Source organism: Streptomyces himalayensis subsp. himalayensis (genome assembly GCF_013778455.1).
Lineage (GTDB): Bacteria > Actinomycetota > Actinomycetes > Streptomycetales > Streptomycetaceae > Streptomyces > Streptomyces himalayensis.
In genome coordinates, this window is sequence record NZ_JACEHE010000008.1 from 284,106 (window position 1) to 305,217 (window position 21,112).

Consider the following 21,112-nt stretch of genomic DNA (forward strand, 5'->3'; position numbering starts at 1 on the left):
ACGCGCCCGTAATGCTCTCGGCGCGGAACAATGGTTCCATGAACGAGCCCAACACACAGGTCGAGGTCCAGCACGCGCAGCCCTCCGTGGGCTCGATCGCCGCGCACCGCCCGCACACGCTCGCGGCTGCCGTCTCCGAACTGGAGCCGGACATCGACTCGGTCGACGCGGACCTGGATGCGTACATGCAGAAGGGTTTCGACGGCGCTGATCTGCCGGAGGGCCGGTTCCTCGACCGCGAACGCAGCTGGCTCGCGTTCAACGAACGCGTGCTGGAGCTCGCCGAGGACCCCCGCACGCCCCTTCTGGAGCGCGCCAACTTCCTCGCGATCTTCGCCAGCAACCTGGACGAGTTCTTCATGGTCCGGGTCGCCGGCCTGAAGCGCCGTATCGCGACTGGTGTCGCCACGCGGTCGGCTTCCGGTCTGCAGCCGCGCGAGGTGCTGGAGATGATCTGGGCCCGCTCGCGCGAGCTCATGGCCCGGCACGCCGCCTGCTACCAGGAGGACGTCGCCCCGGCGCTGGCCGAGGAGGGCATCCACCTGGTCCGCTGGAACGAGCTGACCGAGAAGGAGCAGGCCCGCCTGTTCACGCTCTTCCGGCACCAGATCTTCCCCGTACTCACGCCGCTGGCCGTGGACCCTGCGCACCCGTTCCCGTATATCTCCGGCCTGTCGCTCAACCTCGCGGTCGTCGTGCGGAACCCGGTCTCGGGCCACCGCCACTTCGCGCGCGTCAAGGTGCCGCCGCTGCTGTCCCGCTTCCTGGAGGCGTCGCCGCAGCGCTACGTCCCGATCGAGGACGTCATCGCCGCGCACCTGGAGGAGCTGTTCCCGGGCATGGAGGTGCTGGAGCACCACATGTTCCGCCTCACCAGGAACGAGGACCTGGAGGTCGAGGAGGACGACGCCGAGAACCTGCTCCAGGCCCTGGAGAAGGAGCTCATGCGGCGTCGCTTCGGGCCTCCGGTGCGCCTGGAGGTCGAGGAGTCGATCGACCGCTACGTACTGGACCTGCTGGTACGCGAGCTGAAGATCAGCGAGGCCGAGGTGTACCCGCTGCCGGGGCCGCTCGACCTCACCGGGCTCTTCGGCATCGCCAAGCTCGACCGGTCCGAGCTGAAGTACCCGAAGTTCATCGCGGGCACCCACCGCGACCTCTCCGAGGTCGAGTCCGCGTCGGCGCCCGACATCTTCGCGGCGCTGCGCGACCGGGACGTGCTGCTGCACCACCCGTACGACTCGTTCTCCACCTCCGTCCAGGCGTTCCTGGAGCAGGCCGCGGGTGACCCGGACGTCCTCGCGATCAAGCAGACCCTGTACCGCACCTCTGGCGACTCGCCGATCGTCGACGCGCTGATAGACGCAGCCGAGTCGGGCAAGCAGGTGCTGGTCCTCGTCGAGATCAAGGCACGCTTCGACGAGCAGGCCAACATCAAGTGGGCCCGCAAGCTGGAGGAGGCGGGCTGCCATGTCGTGTACGGCCTGGTCGGCCTGAAGACCCACTGCAAGCTGTCGCTGGTGGTGCGCCAGGAGGGCGACACCCTCGTGCGCTACAGCCATGTCGGTACGGGCAACTACCACCCGAAGACCGCCCGGCTCTACGAGGACCTGGGGCTGCTCACCGCGGACCCGCAGGTCGGCGCGGACCTGTCGGACCTCTTCAACCGGCTGTCGGGCTACTCGCGCCGGGAGACGTACCGCCGCCTCCTCGTCGCTCCGAAGTCGCTGCGCGACGGCCTGGTCTCGCGGATCAACAAGGAGGCCCAGCACCACCGTGCCGGGCGCCCCGCCTACGTCCGCATCAAGGTCAACTCGATGGTCGACGAAGCGATCATCGACGCCCTGTACCGCGCCTCACAGGCGGGCGTGCCGGTGGACGTGTGGGTGCGCGGCATCTGCGCGGTGCGGCCCGGAGTACCCGGTCTGTCGGAGAACATCCGCGTACGGTCCATCCTCGGCCGCTTCCTCGAGCACTCCCGCGTGTTCGCCTTCGGCAACGGCGGCGAGCCGGAGGTGTGGATCGGCAGCGCCGACATGATGCACCGCAACCTCGACCGGCGCATCGAGGCGCTGGTCAGGGTCTCCGACCCGGCCCACCGGGCGGCCCTCAGCCGCCTGCTCGAAACCGGAATGTCCGACACCACGTCCTCCTGGCACCTGGGGCCCGAAGGTGACTGGGCCCGGCACTCGACCGATGGCGACGGTCAGGCCCTGCGCAATGTCCAGGAGATGCTCATAGACGCCCGGAGGCGCCGGCGTGGCACAGCAGCAACACCATGAGCGTGAGGCAGGGCCTGCGGGAGAGGTCCTTACGGCCTATCTGCAGGGTCAGGCAACGGAGTTCCTGCGCTCCCTGCGGCTGCACAGGGAGAGCGGAGGCTCCAACGGGGGCTCCCATGGGGGCTCGAGCGGGGGATCCGGCGGGCTCTCGAAGGGGGGCGAGGAAACGGTCGACGCGGTGCGCGCACTGCGCCGCTCGGCCCGTCGCATCAGCGGCACCCTGCACACCTTCCGCCCGCTGCTCGACGTCGAATGGTCCGACGCCCTGCGCCCCGAACTGGCGTGGCTGTCAGGCACGCTGGCACACGAACACGCCTACGCCTCTCGCCTGAACCGCTTGCTGGGCGCGCTGCAGCGCCTGTCGGGAGCATCACTCACAGCCACGGTGGTGGGCACCCGCGCCGCCGCTCCCGCTGTGGGCAGTCGACACGCGGGGGTGATGGGGGTCCCCCCTGAACCGGAGGCTGTGGGCGGTTCTCGGGGGAGGGTGGGCCCTGGGGGCACCACCCAGGCCCGTAAGGCACTGGGGCAGGAACCCGACGGCGTCGGCCCACGTATCCCTCCCCCGAGCACACCGGACCGCGGAACGATGACCGTGGGTGCGGCCAAGGCAGGCGCCCTCCTGGAGCGCCAGCTCACGCTCGCCCGGACAAGGGCCCACTCGGCGGCCCTGGAAGCGCTGGGCTCCTCCCGCTTCCACGCGGTGGCGGACAGCGTCGCCGTACTGGCCAGCGAGGTGCCCCTCGCCCCCAGCGCGACCCGGACCGGCGCCCTTCAGTCGCTCGCCGGGGACGCGGAGGACCGCCTGCTCGAGGCGGTGAAGGGCCTGCCCCTGTACCGGGCCGGCCACCCCTACAACGCGGAGGCCCTGGTCCACGGCCTCGCGGCCGACCCGTCGCCGCAGCCCCAGGACGGCCCCTGGCACCAGGTCCGGCTGCTGCTGCGCCTGCACCGCTACGCACTCGAGGTGCTGCACGGCGAGGAGTGCGTCGACGTACGCCTCAGTGACGCCGGGCAGGCCCTGGACCAGCACCGGGACGCGGCGGAGGCGGCGGCGGCCGCGGCCGCGGCGGCACGGACTCCCCGGATCGCCCCGACGACGGCGTACGCGCTCGGGGTACTGCACGCAGATCAGCGACACGAGGTCGAGGCGGCCCGGTTCGCGTTCCAGCGGGTCTGGCTGCGGGAGGCGGTGAGCACCACGTGAGCAACGATGTCGTACAGGCGGCGGGCTGTGTCCTGTGGCGGCGCTCCCCCAGCGACGGGGAGCCGGAGATCTGCCTGGTGCACAGGCCGAAGTACGACGACTGGTCGCATCCCAAGGGCAAGGTGAAGCGCGGCGAGGATCTGGCGGCGTGCGCGGTGCGGGAGGTCGCGGAGGAGACCGGCCACGAGTGCACCCTCGGCCCCCGCCTCGCCACCGTCCGCTACATCGCAAACGGCCGCCCCAAGCAGGTCTCCTACTGGGCCGCAGAGGCGGGCCCCGGCCACTTCACCCCCACCGAAGAGGTGGACCAACTCCTCTGGCTCCCCCCACAACAGGCCCGCCCCCACCTCACCCAACCCCGCGACCAACAGCTACTGGACGACCTACTGTCCGCACTACACCTGACGTAACCGCTGCCGCGACCAGCACCGCACCGCGGTGGGCACTCGCACCGCACCGCTGTGGGCAGTGGTTCCGCTAGGGCGGAACGGGCGGTCACACCGCCGCCCCGCTGTGGGCAATCGTTCCGCTGGGGCGGAACGGGTGGGCACAGCCCACGACGCACGGCACCCCCGTCACACCGCGGTACGCACCCCCGCCCCCTGGGGCGCCCAAACACCAGGGCGCCCCAGACCCGCACAGGGCGCCCACGCCAGAAACCGCGCCCACGCCAGAAAGCCGTAAGCATTCCGTGACCTCACCGCCCCGCCCACCGAGGTTCACCCTCCGTTCACTTACGCCCATCGGCCACGTCACCTCTTCTGCCTAATTTCGGCCGTACGCCGGTGCTTGCCGCTCATGCAAGCGGCAACCCGCACCGCAAAGCTGAACAGGACACTGCGCAGCACCCCGCTGCCGGCCCCACCGGGCCCCACCCCGGACCAGCCGCACACCCATATCGCACGCCGCCCCGGACGGGCGGCTCCTGGAAGGAACTCACCCAAAGTGAAGCTTCAGCGCAAGAACCGGCTTCGCGCCCTCTCCCTCGGTGCCGTCGCCGTCTCCGGCGCCCTGACCCTCACGGCGTGCGGCTCCGATGACACGGGCAACACCAGTGGCGGCAGCGGCTCGGAGACCACCGCGGCCAGCTCCAACATCAAGTGCGACGACGCCAAGGGCCAGCTGCTGGCCGACGGCTCCTCCGCGCAGAAGAACGCGATCGACGCCTGGGTCAAGGAGTTCACGGCCGCCTGCTCGGGCGTGCAGATCAACTACAAGGGTGGCGGCTCGGGCGCCGGTATCACGGCGTTCACCCAGGGCCAGGTGGCCTTCGCCGGTTCCGACTCCGCGCTGAAGCCCGAAGAGGTCACCGCCTCCAAGGAGGTCTGCTCCGGCGGCCAGGGCATCGACCTCCCGATGGTCGGCGGCCCGATCGCGGTCGGCTACAACGTCCCGGGTGTCGACAGCCTCGTCCTGGACGCCCCGACCCTCGCCAAGATCTTCGACAGCAAGATCACCAACTGGAACGACAAGGCGATCGCGAAGCTCAACCCCGAGGCCAAGCTGCCCGACCTCAAGATCCAGGCGTTCCACCGCTCGGACGAGTCCGGCACCACGGACAACTTCACCAAGTACCTGATCGCCGCGACCCCGGAGAACTGGAAGTACGAGGGCGGCAAGGCCTGGCAGGCCAAGGGCGGCCAGTCCGCCTCGGGCTCCTCCGGTGTCGCCCAGCAGGTCAAGCAGACCTCCGGCGCCATCAGCTACATGGAGCTGTCGTACGCCAAGGACGGCATCAAGGCGGCCAGCATCGACACGGGCGCCGCCGCCCCGGTCGAGGCCACCGTCGAGAACGCCACCAAGGCCATCGCGGACGCCAAGGTCGTCGGCACCGGCAAGGACCTGGCGCTGAAGCTGAACTACGAGACCAAGGCCGAGGGCGCCTACCCGCTCACCCTGGTCACGTACGAGATCGTCTGCGACAAGGGCAACAAGGCGGACACCCTGGCCACCACCAAGGCGTTCCTGACCTACATCGCCTCCGAGGATGGTCAGAAGATCCTCACGGAGAACGACTACGCCCCGATGCCGGAAGACATCATCACCAAGGTCCGCACCACCATCGAGGGCCTGAGCTGACCTGAGTGTGCGGTCCGGTCCCACCGCGGGACCGGACCGCACCGTCCGGTGCACCGCCGCCATGAGCCGCACACCACGTACGGCTCCGCCGAGCCGCACTCCACGTGCGGCTTCGCAGACCGGAGAACCCGATGGACATATCGACACAGAACACTCAAGCACCTCCCCCCACCACGCAGCCGCCCGTCGCCGAGCAGAAGCGTGCGGCCCGCGGCGCCACCCGGCCCGGTGACCGGATCTTCCTCGGTCTCTCCCGCGGGTCGGGCATCTTCCTGCTGGTGATCATGGCCGCGATCGCGGTCTTCCTCGCCTACCGCGCCTCTCTCGCGATCAGCAAGGACGAGGGCAACTTCCTCACCGCCTTCGAGTGGAACACCAACCTCAACCCGCCGGTCTTCGGCATCGCCGTTCTGGCCTTCGGCACGGTGGTCTCCTCGATCGTCGCCATGGCCATCGCGGTCCCGATCGCGGTCGCCATCGCGCTGTTCCTCACGCACTACGCCCCGCGCAAGCTCAGCGGCCCCATCGCGTACGTGATCGACCTGCTCGCCGCCGTGCCGTCCATCGTCTACGGCCTGTGGGGCGCCCTCATCCTCGTACCGAACATGAACGGCCTCTTCGGCTGGCTGAACGAGTACCTCGGCTGGACGGGGATCTTCTCCTGGGAGGGCGGCGCCCCGCGCTCCATGCTCACCGTCGGCATCCTGCTCGCGATCATGATCCTGCCGATCATCACCAACGTGAGCCGCGAGGTCTTCCGCCAGGTCCCGCAGATGCACGAGGAGGCGGCCTTGGCCCTCGGCGCCACGCGCTGGGAGGTCATCCGCATGGCCGTGCTGCCCTTCGGCCGCTCCGGTGTGATCTCCGCGTCGATGCTCGGCCTCGGCCGCGCCCTCGGCGAGACGATGGCCGTCGCCACCGTGCTCTCCCCGACCTTCGACATCCAGGCCAGCCTGCTCGACCCGGGCGGCGGCACCTTCGCCCAGAACATCGCCAGCAAGTTCGGCGAGGCGACGGAGTTCGGCCGTGACGCGCTCATCGCCTCCGGTCTGGTCCTGTTCGTCATCACCCTGCTGGTCAACGGCGCGGCCCGCGCGATCATCGCCCGCCGCAAGGAGTACTCGGGGGCCAACGCATGAGCCACGCCGTCATCGCCGACAAGCGCCCCAGCGCCCTGCGCGGCGCCCGCCTGCCGAAGTGGTCCTCGTGGGCCATCGCCGTGGGCTCCGTCGCCATCGCGGTCGCGATCGGCCTGGGCGCCGGCCTCGACAGCCGCATCCAGTGGGGCCTGATCGCCGCGATCCTCTTCATCCTCGGTACGTACGGCATCGCCGCCCGTGTGGAGGGCCGCCGCCAGGCCAAGGACCGGATCGCGACCTCCCTCGTCTGGGTCGCCTTCCTGCTCGCCGTGGTGCCGCTGGTCTCCCTGATCTGGGCGACCGTCCAGCGCGGTGTGAAGGTCCTCGACGTCTACTTCCTGACCCACTCGATGGGTGTGGTCGCCGACTCCGAGCCGGGCGGCGGCATCTACCACGCCATCCTCGGCAGCCTGGAGCAGGTGGGTCTCGCCACGGTGATCGCCGCGCCGATCGGTGTGCTCACCGCGATCTACCTCGTGGAGTACGGGCGCGGCAACCTCGCCAGGTCCGTCACCTTCTTCGTCGACGTCATGACCGGCATCCCGTCGATCGTCGCGGGCCTGTTCATCCTCAGCCTCATGCTGATGTTCGACATGCAGCCCTTCGGCTTCGCCGGCTCGCTCGCCCTGGCGATCCTGATGATGCCTGTGGTCGTCCGCTCCACGGAGGAGATGCTGAAGCTCGTTCCGAACGAGCTGCGCGAGGCCTCCCTGGCGCTCGGCGTGCCCAAGTGGCGCACGATCATGAAGGTGGTTCTGCCGACCTCGATCGGCGGCATCACGACCGGCATCATGCTGTCGGTCGCCCGTATCGCGGGTGAGACCGCGCCGGTGCTGCTGCTGGTGTTCGGCAACCCCTTCATCAACGCCAACCCGTTCGAGGGCGCGCAGGCCTCGCTGCCGCTGTACATCTACCAGCAGTACGCGAACAGCGCCGGCAGCACGGCGGCGTACGACCGCGCCTGGGCGGCGTCGCTCACGCTGATCGCCTTCGTGATGATCCTCAACCTGGTGGCCCGCGGCATCGCCCGCTGGAAGGCCCCGAAGACCGGTCGCTGACGCGACCCCACAGCGACTGATCTGGAAGTGAAGTAGTCATGGCCAAGCGAATCGACGTAAGCGGTCTCACCGCCTACTACGGGTCCCACAAGGCGATCGAGGACATCTCGATGACGGTCGAGCCCCGCTCGGTGACGGCCTTCATCGGCCCCTCCGGCTGCGGCAAGTCGACGTTCCTGCGCACGCTCAACCGCATGCACGAGGTGACGCCGGGCGGACGCGTCGAGGGCAAGGTGCTCCTGGACGACGAGGACCTGTACGGCACCGGCATAGACCCGGTGGCCGTGCGCCGCACGGTCGGCATGGTCTTCCAGCGCCCCAACCCGTTCCCGACGATGTCGATCTTCGACAACGTGGCGGCGGGCCTGCGCCTCAACGGCTCGTACAAGAAGAGCGAGCTGAACGACGTCGTCGAGAAGTCCCTGAAGGGCGCCAACCTCTGGAACGAGGTCAAGGACCGCCTGAACAAGCCCGGCTCGGGCCTCTCCGGCGGTCAGCAGCAGCGTCTGTGCATCGCCCGCGCGATCGCCGTCGAGCCGGACGTCCTGCTGATGGACGAGCCCTGCTCGGCTCTCGACCCGATCTCGACCCTCGCCATCGAGGACCTGATCGGCGAGCTGAAGGAGCGCTTCACGATCGTCATCGTGACGCACAACATGCAGCAGGCGGCCCGCGTCTCGGACCGCACCGCGTTCTTCAACCTCTCGGCGGTCGGCCAGCCCGGCAAGCTCATCGAGATCGACGACACGGAGCGGATCTTCTCCAACCCGTCCGTCCAGGCGACCGAGGACTACATCTCGGGCCGCTTCGGATAACCGACCCCTTGCGGTGCTGCATGGCGGTGCCACCGCAAGGAAAAGGGCCCGCCCCCTGGCTCCCGGGGGGCGGGCCCATTTACGTGCAAGCCGGCAGGGGGCTCACCCGAAGGCCAGCAGCACAACCCAATAGCTGAGCGCAGCGACAAGCGCAGCCGCAGGCATGGTGATGAACCACCCAAGAACAATGTTCTTGGCAACCCCCCACCGCACGGCATTGACCCGCTTCGTCGCCCCCACACCCATAATCGCCGACGTGATCACATGCGTGGTCGAAATAGGCGCATGAAAGAGAAACGCGGAGCCGAACATGATCGACGCCCCGGTCGTCTCCGCGGCAAACCCCTGCGGCGGATCCAGCTCAATGATCTTCCGCCCCAGCGTCCGCATGATGCGCCACCCACCCGCGTACGTCCCGAGCGACAGCATCACCGCGCAGACGATCTTCACCCAGACCGGAATCGGGTCGCCGTAGTCCTCGACATCGGCGATGACCAGCGCCATCACCACGATGCCCATGGTCTTCTGCGCGTCCTGCAGACCGTGACCGAGCGCCATGCCGGCCGCCGACACCGTCTGCGCTATACGGAACCCGCGCTTGGCCTTGCTCGGATTGGCCTTGCGGAAGATCCACATGATCGCGCACATCACGAGATAACCGGCAGTGAGCCCGACGAGCGGCGACACGAACATCGGAATGATGACCTTGTCGAGCACCCCGTTCCAGTACACGGTGATGCCACCCGCGAGCGCGGCGCCCACCATGCCGCCGAAGAGCGCATGCGACGAGGACGACGGCAGCCCGAAGTACCAGGTGATCAGGTTCCAGATGATCGCGCCGACGAGCGCGGCGAAGAGGATGCCCATCCCCTTGCTGCCCTCGGGCGTCGAGATCAGCCCCTCGCTGACGGTCTTGGCGACGCCGCTACCGAGGAACGCACCGGCAAGGTTCATGACAGCGGCCATCGCGAGCGCCGCCCGCGGGGTCAGCGCCCGCGTGGACACGGAGGTCGCGATCGCGTTGGCCGAGTCGTGGAAACCGTTCGTATACGTGAAAAAAAGCGCGACCCCAATGGTCACGACCAGCGCAAACGTCTCCACGAAGCCTCAGGACTCCTTGACCGCGATGGTCTCCACCGTGTTGGCCACGTGCTCGAACGCGTCCGCCGCTTCCTCCAGCACATCCACGATCTGCTTGAGCTTCAGCACCTCGATGGCGTCGTACTTGCCGTTGAAGAGGTGGGCCAGCAGCTTGCGGTGGATCTGGTCGGCCTGGTTCTCGAGACGGTTGACCTCGATCCAGTACTCGGTGAGGTTCTCCAACGTCCGCAGGTGGGGCATGGCCTCCGCGGTGAGCTCCGCGGCACGCGCCAGGACCTCGATCTGCTGCTCGACACCCTTGGGAAGCTCCTCGACCTGGTACAGCACGACCAGGTCGACGGCCTCCTCCATGAAGTCCATGATGTCGTCGAGGGACGAAGCCAGGGTGTAGATGTCCTCCCGATCGAAAGGCGTGATGAAGGAGGAGTTCAGCTGGTGGAAGATCGCGTGAGTAGCGTCGTCTCCCGCGTGCTCCGCGGCCCTCATCCGCTCCGCGATCTCGGCCCGGGCGGAGGCGTCCGCCCCGAGCAGTTCCATCAGGAGCTTCGAGCCCGTGACGATGTTGTCCGCGGACGCGGCAAACATGTCATAGAAGCTCGTCTCCCTGGGGGTCAGACGAAAGCGCACGTGGGATCCTCGGGGTGCTTTGGTTTCGGGTCGGTGCTCTGTTGTCGGTCAGGGTGATGCTAGGCGCATCATCCGGCCACGGCGAACCGGCGTTTCCCAGTGTCGCCCATGAAGCACAGTGGTCAGCACGGGGTCCCGTCAACCGTTCAGTACCCATGAAAATTCGGTACCATATACCCAGTAGGGGTATACAGAACAAGCCGGACCAGCAGGAGGACGCGATGACGACCACCGACGCCGACGCGACGACCGGCGAAGCGGCCTCTGCGACCACCGCAGCCACTGGTGACCCGACCGTGACGGACGCGACAACGGCACCTGGCGAGATCGTGACGGATCACGACCGCGGCATCCACGGCTACCACAAGCAGAAGGAAGAGCACCTCAAGCGCCTGCGCCGGATCGAGGGCCAGATCCGCGGCCTGCAGCGCATGGTCGACGAGGACGTCTACTGCATCGACATACTCACCCAGGTCTCGGCGTCCACCAAGGCCCTGCAGTCCTTCGCCCTCCAGCTCCTCGAGGAACACCTCCGCCACTGCGTGGCCGACGCGGCCCTCAAGGGCGGCGAAGAAATCGACGCAAAGGTAGAAGAAGCCACAAAGGCAATCGCCCGCCTACTGCGGACCTGACCTGCTGCGCCCACGACGCACAGCGCCCTCAGGCACTACGGCGCCCAACAAAGGGCGGCGCCCCGAACTAGCAGAAGTACTCAGCCGCGCCGAAGTCGGCATCACGCTCCGCGACCCGCAAAACCTCATCAATGAGGTCAGAGCTGAGCCGCTCCTCCCGAGAAGCAGACGCCGCGATGATGAGCTCGCCGCACAACTCGATCTCGGCAAGGGCAACGTGGTCCTGAACAGCCGTACCGCCCCGCACCGGAGCCACGTTCATCACCTCTTCCTGCGGCCCGCCGTCACCGACTCCCAAGAGTAGGGAGAGCCCTACGCACCGCGCATGGCACGGACGGACCATTTCCAGCCGCCCGGTCGGGGCCCCAGGGCCCCTCGGCCTGGACTGGCAGGCGCCGACGCCGTTCTCCGGACGGCCCCGCATCGCACCGCGGCCGACCCTACTCCTCGGCGATCTTCCCCGCGAAGATGTCCTCCGCGTCCGGCAACTCCACCCGCACAGGCGCCCCGAAGTCGTACAGCAGCGTGGTCGACGCCACATCGACGTCGCTCTTCCGCCCGCTGTCGCCCCCCTTGTTGGCGAAGCTGAACTGGTGCCGGACCTTCCGGACACGCCCCTGGTCATCGAGGTACGCATCGAACGGCACCTCCCCCTTGGGGAACCCTTTCGCCGCCGCCCGAAGCGCGTCACGGTGGCCGGCGGATGCCCGCTTCGCGGCCCGCACCAGGTCAGCCGTGCCCCGGTAGTGCCGGACGGGAGTCCCGGCGACCTCCGACTCCCCCACATACGTCACGTCCTCCGCACCACGCAGGAGTTCGGCGGCGGCCAGGGGATCGGTGGCACCGCCGGTGACAAGATTGCCGTCGGACAAAGTCGTGGTGTCCACGCGCACCCACTTGTCCGCGGGCACGCCCGCGCCCCGGTTCTTCATGTACAGCGCGCCGGGTGCGAGCAGTTCCGTGATGGGCCGGTGCTCGTCGACCCCCGCCGGGTCCTGCGGCAGCATCACCTTCAGCCGCCCCAGCCTCGCCCGGTAGTCGTAGACGCCCTCGCCCCGGATCGTGACGCGTGTCCCTCCGGTGGCCATCTCCATCGACGTACGCGCTTTGGAGGTGCGCTGCCGGACCAGGACGTCGGCGGCCTGGCGCATGGCGTCGACGGGATCGGTGGGGCGTTGGCTGTCGGCTGCGGCTCCGCCGCCGGAGCAGCCGGTGGCGCCGGACACCAACCCCATCGCCGCGGCGGCCGCGGCGAAAGCCGTGCCCGTCCTCCTGTGCCGCTGCACCACCATCGCCCGCCGACCCCCAAGCCTGTCTCTGCGTGTGTCGGACCCCCTGTCGTTCCGCTTAACGACGGGTAGGGAAGGGCGTCACGCGCCTGGAGTGCACAGAACGCGCCAGATTCGCACGGGCGCTCGGTACCGTATAACCGTGGCGCAACAGCAACAGGCAGCCGAGCCCATATCGGACGAACATCGCACGACGACGGTCGAGAAAGGCCGTTTCTGCGTCGCGCACTGCACGTGCGGCTGGCGCGGCCCGGCCCGAAGAGCCCGCAGCCTGGCCCGCACTGACGCGGAGTCCCACCGGACCGCACCCTGAACACATCGCCCGCCGTGGAACCCAGTGGCCTCAAGCCCCGTCTCGTTCCAAGGGAAGCCACGGGAGGGCGCTCATGCTGCGGCGTACGTTCATCACGGCGGTGCCGGCCGCGCTGGCCGCAGGAACCGCCACGGCATGCAGCGGCGTGAACGGCGACAGCAGCGACGGCGCCGCCTCCGCGCCCACGGGGTCCACGGGCACCGCGGGCGCCACCGCATCCGCCGCCGCGACAGCCGGACCCCCGGACGCCGGCTGGAAGGCGCTCGCCGAGGACCTCGACGGCCCGCTCATCCGCCCGGGCGACTCCGCCTGGTCGACGGCCCGCCAGCTCTACAACACCCGCTTCGACACCCTGAAGCCCGCCGCCGTCGCCTACGTCTCCCACGCCGACGACATCCGCACGGTCCTCGCCTACGCCCGCGCCCGCAAGGTGCCCGTCGCCATCCGCAACGGCGGCCACTCCTACGCAGGCTGGTCCTCGGGCGACGGCCGCCTCATCCTCGACGTGTCGAAGCTCTCCACGGTGCGGGCCTCCGGCGGCGAGGCCGTCATCGGCGCCGGCGCCAAGCTCATCGACGTCTATCGCGCGCTCGCAGCGAAGGGTCTGACGATTCCCGCCGGCTCCTGCCCCACCGTCGGCGTCTCGGGCCTCGCCCTCGGCGGCGGCCACGGCGTCGTCTCGCGTGCGTACGGTCTGACCTGCGACAGCCTCACCCAGGCCACGCTGATCACGGCCGACGGCAGGCAACTCACCGCGAACGACAAGGAGAACAGCGACCTCTTCTGGGCCCTTCGCGGCGCGGGCAACGGCAACTTCGGCGTCGTCACGGAGCTCCGCTTCCGTACGCACCCGGCGCCCCAGGCCGTGACCGCCAACATGTCCTGGCCGTGGTCGCGGGCCGCAGCGGTCCTGACGGCATGGCAGGAATGGGGTCCCGACCAGCCCGACGAGATCTGGTCGTCCTGCCATGTCGAGAACGCCGCGGGCGGCACACCGGCCGTCTCCGTCAGAGCAGTCTCCCTCGGCACCTACGGCGAGCTGCAGAACGCCGTCGACCGGCTGGCCTCCGCGATCGGCGCCCCGGCGAGCAACGTCTCACTGAAGCGCCGGTCGTACGAGGAGTCGATGGAGGTCTACGCCGGCTGCTCCGCGTACCCGGAGGACGCGATGTGCCACCTGCCCGGCTCCACGCCCGGCCGGAGCCCGCAGGGCGCGCTCGGCCGCGAGACGTACGCCGCAGCGTCGGACTTCTTCGACCGGTCGATCTCCGAGGCCGGTGTCCGGACGCTGCTGAATCGGATCGGGTCCGTCAGCGGCGGCACCGGCAGCATCGCCCTCACCGCGCTCGGCGGCGCCGTCAACCGCGTCGACCCGACGGCCACCGCGTTCGTCCACCGCCGCTCGCGGATGCTCGCGCAGTACATCGCGGCATGGCGCCCCGGCACCTCGGGCACGGCCGCCCGCTCCTGGCTCGCCGAGACCCACCGCTCCATGACCCGCCACGCCTCAGGAGCGGCCTACCAGAACTACACGGACCCCACCCTCATGAACTGGCGCAAGGCGTACTACGGCGAGGCGGCTCCCCGCCTCGCCCAGCTGAAGACCAAGTACGACCCGAACAGGTTCTTCACGTATCCCCAGGCGCTGTAGCCCCCACCGGCCCGCGGGTTCATCACCGTGCTTCCAGCGGAGCGCTCAGCCGCGCCCGATCACCAGCCCGTACTGCAGCGCGCTCGTCGACGACGGCAGCCCCAGGCTCCTCGGCGTCAGGGCCCTGGAGCCCGTCGCCGTCGGGCCCTGCGCGGTGCCAGGGAGAAGCCAGACGCCGCCCTTGGCGGAGTTCTCGCCGGGAGCGCCCGCCGCGAGGTCCGCGTAACCGTCGCCATCGTAGTCCCGCAGGCGGACCGAGGCGCCGAACCGGTCGCCCCACTCCGCGGTGCCCGGGACGCCGCTGCTGTTCTGGGTGAAGCCGAGACTCATCGCCGTACCGGCGGAGGTCAGCAGGCCGGTGGCGGTGCCGCGTACCAGCGTCACCATGCCCGCGTTCTGCTGCGAGCCGACCGCCTCGTACGCGTCGCCGATGGCGAGGTCGGCGTACCCGTCGCCGTCGATGTCGCCCGCGGCGACCGCGGCGCCGAGGCGGTCCTCGGACTCGGCTGTGCCGGCGATGCCCTGGGTGTCCTGGTGGATCTCGTGGGTGCGGGCGCCGAAGCCGCCGGACTTCGAGCCGTACGCCACCTTCACAAGACCGCCCTTGAAGACCTCGGCACGGCCCGTGGAGTAGTCCGCGCAGTCCGGGGCGTCGGCCTCGTAGTTGGGGTAGCAGGAGCCGAGCGCCAGGTCGTCCGTGCCGTCCGCGTCGAAGTCGCCGGCGGCGAGGGAGGCGGCGGAGGCCGTGGTGCTCCACAGGTGCACCGCGGCACCGTCCTGCCAGCGGTAGATCCGGGTGAACCTGTTCTCCATCGCACTGACCGAGACCGCGAGGTCGTCGTCGCCGTCGCCGTCGAAGTCGCCGGTGGTCAGGGCGCTCACGCCGCCGAAGTCCGCCCCGGCGATCTCCGCGGTCAGGCTGTCCGGGGAGTCCGCGGTGAGCGGGCCGGGACGCAGGACCGCGCCGCCGTGCTCCTCACCGTTCTGGTTGAGCGCCAGGTCGGTGCGGCCATCACCGGTCACGTCCCCGGCGGCCAGTATCGCGCCGATCCGGGAGAACTCGTTCTCACCCCGCGCGACCGTGTAGCCGCCGCTGGTGAAGCCGGAGGCGGAGCCGCGCAGCACCGTTACGGTGCCGTGTTCGGCGTACTTGTCGGAGGAGAGGGACTCGCTGGCGGCGCCCACGACCAGGTCGGCGTAGCGGTCGCCGTCGACGTCCGCGGCGGTGACCGCCGAGCCGAAGAAGTCACCTGCCTCGGGGGTTCCCGGCACTCCGCTCGTGGCCTGGGTGATCCGTACGGAGCCGTGCTTGCCCGGGCCGGACGCACCGCCCCACAGGACGCTCACATAGCCGGCCTTGGCCTTGTCACCGACCTGCGCGGAGGGCACGCCCACCGCCAGATCCGGGTAGCCGTCGCCGTTGAAGTCGCCCGGCACGGCGGCCTCGGTGGCCTGAGCGGCGGTGGGCGCGGTCAGGCCCAGCAGGGTCGCCGCGCAGACCACCGCCGCAGAAAGGATCTTGTTGCGCATCGTTGTCGCGTCTCCTGTGACGTTCGAAGCAGTCGGTGTGAACCGCCGTGGGTCAGCGGGCGCCGTGGGTCAGCGGGCGAAGACATCGGCGAACTTGCGGCCGTCGACGACCGGATAGCCGAAGTCCGTCGCGTTGAAGGCGGTCGCGTACGACGCCGTCAGGCCCGAGGTCGTGCCGCGCAGCACCCAGGCCGCCCCGTCGTCGTATCCGTCGGGCAGTACGTCCTCGCCGAACGCGCCGACCGCCAGGTCCGCCCTGCCGTTGCCGTTGATGTCGCGCAGCCGCAGCGAGGAGCCGAAGTGGTCGCCGGCCTCGGCGGCGCCCGGCACGCCCGGCGTGGCCTGGTGGAAGGACTGGGCACCGCTCGTGGTCACTCCGCCGGAACCGCCCTTGAGGAACACGATGTTGCCGACGTTGCGACGGCCGTCCACGTCCTCGTACGAGGCGCCGACCGCGATGTCCGCGTAGCCGTCGCCGGTCGCGTCGCCCACCGCGACGGCGGCGCCGAAGGAGTCGTAGTCCTCGTCGGTGCCCGGCACACCGGGGCTGGCCTGGGTGTACGTCGTGCCCGTGGCGGGCAGTCCGGCCGCTTTGCCGTACCGCACGGTGAACGAACCGCCCTTGGCGACCCTTGTGTTGCCGGTGACCAGGTCGTCGTATCCGTCGCCGTTGATGTCGCCGGCCGCGACGGCCCGATCCCAGGCGGCGCCGCCCGCGCCGCCCTCGGCAAGTACCGAGTAGGAGGAGCCGATGTCGCCGGGCCCGCCGCGCAGCAGGCCCACGTAATCGGCGGCGCTGTCCGTGCGGCTGCCGTACAGGACGTAGTCGCTGCCGTCGGTGCTGGAGAAGTGCCCGGCGACGACGCCGTCCAGGCGTACGTCCTCGGGCAGGAACCCCACCTCCGGCGCCAGCGCCCCGTCCTGGGTGGGCTTCCCGTCGGCGTACCACCAGAAGGTGTCGGCCCCGACGACGACCAGATTGCCGGTGCCGTCCCCGTCGAGATCGGCGAAGGCGGTGCCCGTCCCGAACTGGAAGGCCTCGGCGCTCGGGGCGGTGAGCATGGAGCCGCCGGACGTGAACGGGTTCGCGCCGCCCCAGACGATGGTCACCGCGCCCCTCGGCTTGCCCGTGATCTCCTCGTAGGGCGCGCCGACGATCAGGTCGGCGTAGCCGTCGCCGTTGACGTCCCCGCTGGTGACGTTCTCGCCGAACTGGTCGACGGACTCCGAGGTCCCGGGAACCCCCGGGGTGTTCTGAGTGACGTTCACCGACCGGGCGGGGCTGACCCCGGAGGCCGAGCCGAAGAGAACGGTGACCGTGCCACCGCTCGCCTTGGGCGTGCCGATGGCGAGATCGCGATACCCGTCGCCGTTGAAGTCGTCCCACAGCCCGGAGGGCGCCGCCCCGGCACCGGGAGCACCAAGCCCTGCAACAGCAAGGGCAGCAGCCGCAGCAACGGCGAGGGTACGTATGCGCAAGGTCATGCTCCCGTCAGAGAACCGAGGCTTCAGTGACCTACGACACGCAAGGTGAACAAAGGGTTGTACACGACAAAGCACAGGGTGAACGCGCGCGGCTAATGCTCCCGCTGTGACCCCGAACAGTCCCCCGGACGGCCCCAAGACCAACCCGTACGGCTCCCTGAGCGAGCGCCCCCGCTGGCCCGCCGCAGGCGAGTGTCGTGCGCTGAGTACATGGACTCCGCGAGGAAACCTCGAATAACAGCGGCCCGAATAGCGACCGGCACCGCGGCAGCAGCAGCGACTCTGACACTGGCAGCAACAACCGCCGCCGCCCTGGAACAGGACGGCGCCCCCCACCCCGAGTCAGGCCCCCTGGCCCTGACCTCCGCAGCCGTAGCAGCGGCAGCCGCCGCAGCCGGCCTGGCGCTGAGTCGCAGACAGCGCTCGGACCTCAGAGAGCGCGCACCCGAGTGGCGCGCCCAAGACAAAGCCCCTGCGGCTACGCCGCAAGATCCCGCTCGGAAGCGGCATCCCGCACGTCCGGCCCCGGCTCAGTCCCCGACTCCGACTGCGCCTCACGGGTCCCCGCAGCCTCCCGCAGGGACCCCCGCTCCCGCACCAGCCACCCGACCCGCCCCGACCGCGCCATAGCCTTCGTCACCGGCGTGAGCAGCGCCATCGCCACCGGCGAGAGCAGCAACGCGACCGCCGTACCAAGCGCGAACCCGCCGATCACGTCCGTCGGGTAGTGGACCCCCATGTAGACCCGGCAGAACCCCTCCAGCACCGCCAGTGCTATCCCGGCGATGCCGAACTTCCGGTTGGCCACGAAGAGCGCGACCCCCATCGCCATGGCGAGCGTCGCGTGATCACTCACGAACGAGAAGTCGGTCTTGCCGTCGATGAGGACCTCGAGCCCTTCGTGATCGACGAAGGGCCGCGGTCGTTCGACGAACCCGCGTATAGGGATGTTGATGAGGACGGCGATACCGGCGGCCAGCGGCGCCCAGACGATCGCGGCCAGTGACGTGGCCGCGTCGTCGAGCGTCGCGGCCCGCTTCCGCATGGTCCACCAGCACCACAGCACCAGCAGCACCATGCCGAGCATCAGCCCGTACTCACCGACGAATTCCATGGTCCGGTCGAACCAGCCCGGGGCATCGTCCGCCAGACCGTTGATGTCGTACAGCAGGCTGACGTCGGGGTTCGACCCAGATGTAGCGAGTCCAGCCATCGTGCCGCGGCCCCTTTGTCCTTTCCTGCGGGCGCACCCTTGCGTACGCCTCTCCACCAACCCCCGTGGTCGTCGATCCGCTTCAGGAACAGGAACGCACAGCCCCGTCGCATACGTTCCGCCCTCCACCGAATGATCACGCAGACGTTACCTAAGAGAGACCCATCACCGCAGCTCAGGGGCGGTTCCGACGGATAGTTCCAGCCAAGCCGGGACTTGGATCACACCTCCGGCGCCTGCGTCGGCAGCGCCTTCGCGCCATCCTCCGTGACACGTGTCGCACCAAAGTAGTCCGGCGTGTCGACCGGGTCGAAGCGGATCACCGCACCCGGTCGTGGAGCGTCGATCATGTACCCGCCGCCCACATAGATTCCCACGTGCCGGATGGCCCGCGAATTGGTCAGGTCGTCCGAAAAGAACACGAGGTCTCCCGGCAGCAGCTCGTCCCGCGACGGATGCGGTCCGGCGTTGTACTGGTCGTTGGCGACCCGGGGCAGCTCGATCCCCACGGTCTCGTACGCCGCCTTGGTCAGCCCCGAGCAGTCGAAGCGCCCGCCCTCGGCGGCCGTCCCGTCCCCGCCCCACAGATACGGCGTCCCGAGCTTCTTCTGCGCGAAGTAGATCGCCCCGGCCGCCTGCCGCGAGGGCGAGACCCGCCCGACGGGCCTCGCGAAGCTCTTCTGCAGTGTCGTGATCGTCTTCACGTAGTTCTGCGTCTCGCGGTACGGCGGCACGCCTCCGTACTTGATCACGGCATACGCGCCCGCGTTGTACGCCGCGAGCATGTTCTCGGTCGGGTCGCCCGGCGCGTCCTTCACATACGAGGCCAACTTGCAGTCGTACGAGGCCGCCGAAGGGATCGCGTCCGCCGGGTCCCAGATGTCCCGGTCGCCGTCACCGTCCCCGTCGAGGCCGTGGGCGGCCCACGTGCCCGGGATGAACTGCGCTATGCCGCGCGCGTCGGCCGGGCTCTTCGCTTCCGGGTTGAATCCGCTCTCCTGGTACAACTGCGCGGCCAGCAGCGCCGGGTTGATGGCCCGGCAGAGATTGCCCCACTTCTGCACCAGCGCCTGATACGCGGCCGGCACGGCACCCTTGGCGAGCCCGACGGCCCCGCCGCCGATCCCGCTCGCCATGCTCCCCGCGGCCATGTACGTCCCGACGACAAGCAGCCCGACGAAGCTCAGACACAGACCGATCCCGATCCCCGAAGCCACCCAGACTTTGCGCACCCCCCAACTCTCCCCCATCCACGCCCTGTTCAAGGCCGTCTCGCCGGTATGACCGTTGCCCCAGCACGGCTATTCGGCCTATTCGGCCTGGTCCTCCGTGCGGCCCTTGCGACGTGGAGTACGCGGCGGCGCCCCGTACAGCGGGAAGCGTGCTGTCTCGACTTCGAAGCCGAGAGGCGGCGGCAGCGGCACGGGTTCCCCGAACTTGCCGGGCAGCACGTCCTGATAACTGCCGTTGTCCGGGCGGGTGTGCAGCGCCCAGGTGCCCTTTCGAGGGTCGATGACCAGGAGGACAGCGACGCGTGCGACCGCGTACCAGTCGGCCTTGTCCCTGATCTCCCTGGACTTCTCGGAACCGGAGATCACCTCCGCCGCAAGCGCCACGTCCACGGGATCGGCGAGCCAGTCGTCGTCGTCCTCCCACTCGGTGGGCAGAACGATCAGATCCGGCGTGACATAGTCGTCCGGGTCCTCAGGCAATGCGATCGAGGACATCTCGTACGCTGCCAGCCCTTCGGGCAGGGCCTCTCCGAGCTGTCGGCGCAGCCGTACCACCACACCCGCGTGCTTTCCACGCGGCGTAGGGGACATCACGAGCTTTCCTCCCACGATCTGCACCCGCAGACCCGTCGCTTCCTCGAGCTTCTCGGCGACCTCGCGCAGGTTCCCCGGACGGGGACGCGGATACATACCGGAGCCGCGTGGCACGGTCATGGTTCGCGACCTCCGTTCCTCCGCCTCCGCCGCCTCTGCGGCTGCGCGAGCAGGTCGGGTGGGAGGACCCGTGTCCCGCTCGGCGTCGCCCCCACCGTACTGCTGCGCCCCGTCCACGGTCTGCGCCCCACGCTGCGTCCGCGTGCACGCAGGCGCCTTCAACCGCCGTTCGACCTCGACCACAACCGACCCCCATTTTCGCGGTCCGAGCACACGCCATTACGGTAAGTGACGTCACTGACATCCCGCCTCGAACCGCCCGGCCGAGCCGCCTCCCGGCCGCACTCCGCCCACAGCAGCTTCCCGCCGCACGCATTCGCCGCGTCGCCCAGCACGTACGCGCCCCAGGCGTCCGCGCACGCCCGCACGAGGTGCAGGCCACGGCCGCATTCGGCGTCTTCGGGCGGTACGCCCCCGAGCGCGCCCGGCGGCCCGCCGAACCCCGGCGGGATCGTCGGGTCCGAGTCCCATACGGCGACCCTGAGCCGGTCCGGTTCGGCCGAGCGCAGCCGGAGCGCGCACGGCCCTTGCGTATGGCGGTACGCGTTGGTGAGCAGCTCGACGGCGAGCAGCTCCGCGGTGGCGGTGAGCTCGGCGAGGCCGTGAACGGCCAGGACGGCACGGAGGGTTGTGCGGGCTACGCCCGGGGCCCGGGGATCGTGGGGAAGTTCGAGGGTGTAGGTCCAGGGCGGGGATACGGTTGACATCGGAAGTCTCCGATCGACGAGGGGAGTTGGATGCGTGC

The 21,112-nt window shown here is 69.5% G+C and carries 19 protein-coding genes; 9 read left to right on the forward strand and 10 right to left on the reverse strand.

Annotated features, from left to right (window positions below; translation table 11 throughout):
* The first annotated feature begins 38 nt into the window (after positions 1-38).
* The 7 genes from H1D24_RS16290 (at position 39) to pstB (ending at position 8,580) form a co-directional block, all read left to right on the forward strand.
* Complete coding sequence (locus H1D24_RS16290; protein ID WP_181658267.1) at positions 39-2,282, forward strand: RNA degradosome polyphosphate kinase; 2,244 nt, start codon at positions 39-41, stop codon at positions 2,280-2,282.
* Entirely contained in the window at positions 2,260-3,489 is a 1,230-nt protein-coding gene (locus tag H1D24_RS16295; protein WP_181658268.1) for a CHAD domain-containing protein, read from the forward strand. The genes H1D24_RS16290 and H1D24_RS16295 overlap by 23 nt, the downstream gene beginning before the upstream one ends.
* Positions 3,486-3,899 (forward strand): NUDIX hydrolase, encoded by a 414-nt coding sequence (locus H1D24_RS16300; RefSeq protein ID WP_181658269.1) that lies wholly within the window; start codon positions 3,486-3,488, stop codon positions 3,897-3,899. The genes H1D24_RS16295 and H1D24_RS16300 overlap by 4 nt, the downstream gene beginning before the upstream one ends.
* Before the next feature lie 535 nt (positions 3,900-4,434).
* Positions 4,435-5,568, forward strand: a complete 1,134-nt coding sequence (gene pstS, locus H1D24_RS16305; protein ID WP_181658270.1) for a phosphate ABC transporter substrate-binding protein PstS — start codon at positions 4,435-4,437, stop codon at positions 5,566-5,568.
* 131 nt (positions 5,569-5,699) lie between these two features.
* On the forward strand, positions 5,700-6,707 hold the full coding sequence (gene pstC / locus H1D24_RS16310) for a phosphate ABC transporter permease subunit PstC (RefSeq protein ID WP_181658271.1): 1,008 nt from the start codon (positions 5,700-5,702) through the stop codon (positions 6,705-6,707).
* Positions 6,704-7,765, forward strand: coding sequence for a phosphate ABC transporter permease PstA (gene pstA / locus H1D24_RS16315; RefSeq protein ID WP_181658272.1), 1,062 nt, complete (start codon positions 6,704-6,706; stop codon positions 7,763-7,765). The genes pstC and pstA overlap by 4 nt, the downstream gene beginning before the upstream one ends.
* 38 nt (positions 7,766-7,803) lie before the next feature.
* Complete coding sequence (gene pstB / locus H1D24_RS16320) at positions 7,804-8,580, forward strand: phosphate ABC transporter ATP-binding protein PstB (RefSeq protein ID WP_181658273.1); 777 nt, start codon at positions 7,804-7,806, stop codon at positions 8,578-8,580.
* Between the two features lie 102 nt (positions 8,581-8,682).
* Here the strand turns inward: pstB and H1D24_RS16325 are convergent, their stop codons facing one another.
* The gene (locus tag H1D24_RS16325; RefSeq protein WP_181658274.1) at positions 8,683-9,681 is read right to left on the reverse strand and encodes an inorganic phosphate transporter; all 999 of its coding nucleotides are present in this window, start codon (positions 9,679-9,681) and stop codon (positions 8,683-8,685) included.
* Between the two features lie 6 nt (positions 9,682-9,687).
* Entirely contained in the window at positions 9,688-10,308 is a 621-nt protein-coding gene (locus H1D24_RS16330) for a DUF47 domain-containing protein (protein WP_181658275.1), read from the reverse strand.
* Positions 10,309-10,529: 221 nt separating this feature from the next.
* Between H1D24_RS16330 and H1D24_RS16335 the strand changes: the two genes are divergently transcribed.
* Positions 10,530-10,940, forward strand: a complete 411-nt coding sequence (locus H1D24_RS16335; protein WP_220136766.1) for a metal-sensitive transcriptional regulator — start codon at positions 10,530-10,532, stop codon at positions 10,938-10,940.
* A 67-nt stretch (positions 10,941-11,007) separates the two neighbouring features.
* Here the strand turns inward: H1D24_RS16335 and H1D24_RS16340 are convergent, their stop codons facing one another.
* Both H1D24_RS16340 and H1D24_RS16345 read right to left on the reverse strand, forming a co-directional pair.
* Positions 11,008-11,202, reverse strand: a complete 195-nt coding sequence (locus H1D24_RS16340) for a hypothetical protein (RefSeq protein WP_181658276.1) — start codon at positions 11,200-11,202, stop codon at positions 11,008-11,010.
* Between the two features lie 178 nt (positions 11,203-11,380).
* Positions 11,381-12,232, reverse strand: a complete 852-nt coding sequence (locus H1D24_RS16345; protein ID WP_181658277.1) for an SCO4651 family lipoprotein — start codon at positions 12,230-12,232, stop codon at positions 11,381-11,383.
* A 383-nt stretch (positions 12,233-12,615) separates the two neighbouring features.
* Here H1D24_RS16345 and H1D24_RS16350 point away from each other — a divergent pair, with 383 nt between their 5' ends.
* Positions 12,616-14,193 (forward strand): FAD-binding oxidoreductase, encoded by a 1,578-nt coding sequence (locus tag H1D24_RS16350; RefSeq protein WP_181658278.1) that lies wholly within the window; start codon positions 12,616-12,618, stop codon positions 14,191-14,193.
* A 45-nt stretch (positions 14,194-14,238) separates the two neighbouring features.
* On the opposite strand, the gene H1D24_RS16355 is transcribed toward H1D24_RS16350, so the two are convergent.
* The 6 genes from H1D24_RS16355 to H1D24_RS16380 form a co-directional block, all read right to left on the reverse strand.
* Positions 14,239-15,723, reverse strand: a complete 1,485-nt coding sequence (locus tag H1D24_RS16355; RefSeq protein ID WP_181658279.1) for an FG-GAP-like repeat-containing protein — start codon at positions 15,721-15,723, stop codon at positions 14,239-14,241.
* A gap of 69 nt (positions 15,724-15,792) precedes the next feature.
* Positions 15,793-17,202, reverse strand: coding sequence for an FG-GAP-like repeat-containing protein (locus tag H1D24_RS16360; protein WP_258564100.1), 1,410 nt, complete (start codon positions 17,200-17,202; stop codon positions 15,793-15,795).
* 484 nt (positions 17,203-17,686) lie between these two features.
* A complete protein-coding gene (locus H1D24_RS16365) occupies positions 17,687-18,421 on the reverse strand; it encodes a phosphatase PAP2 family protein (protein ID WP_181658281.1) in 735 nt (244 codons plus the stop codon).
* A 221-nt stretch (positions 18,422-18,642) separates the two neighbouring features.
* A complete protein-coding gene (locus tag H1D24_RS16370) occupies positions 18,643-19,671 on the reverse strand; it encodes a bifunctional lytic transglycosylase/C40 family peptidase (protein WP_181658282.1) in 1,029 nt (342 codons plus the stop codon).
* Between the two features lie 60 nt (positions 19,672-19,731).
* Positions 19,732-20,367, reverse strand: a complete 636-nt coding sequence (locus H1D24_RS16375) for a Uma2 family endonuclease (RefSeq protein WP_181658283.1) — start codon at positions 20,365-20,367, stop codon at positions 19,732-19,734.
* A gap of 158 nt (positions 20,368-20,525) precedes the next feature.
* On the reverse strand, positions 20,526-21,074 hold the full coding sequence (locus H1D24_RS16380; RefSeq protein WP_181658284.1) for an ATP-binding protein: 549 nt from the start codon (positions 21,072-21,074) through the stop codon (positions 20,526-20,528).
* Between the last annotated feature and the right edge of the window lie 38 nt (positions 21,075-21,112).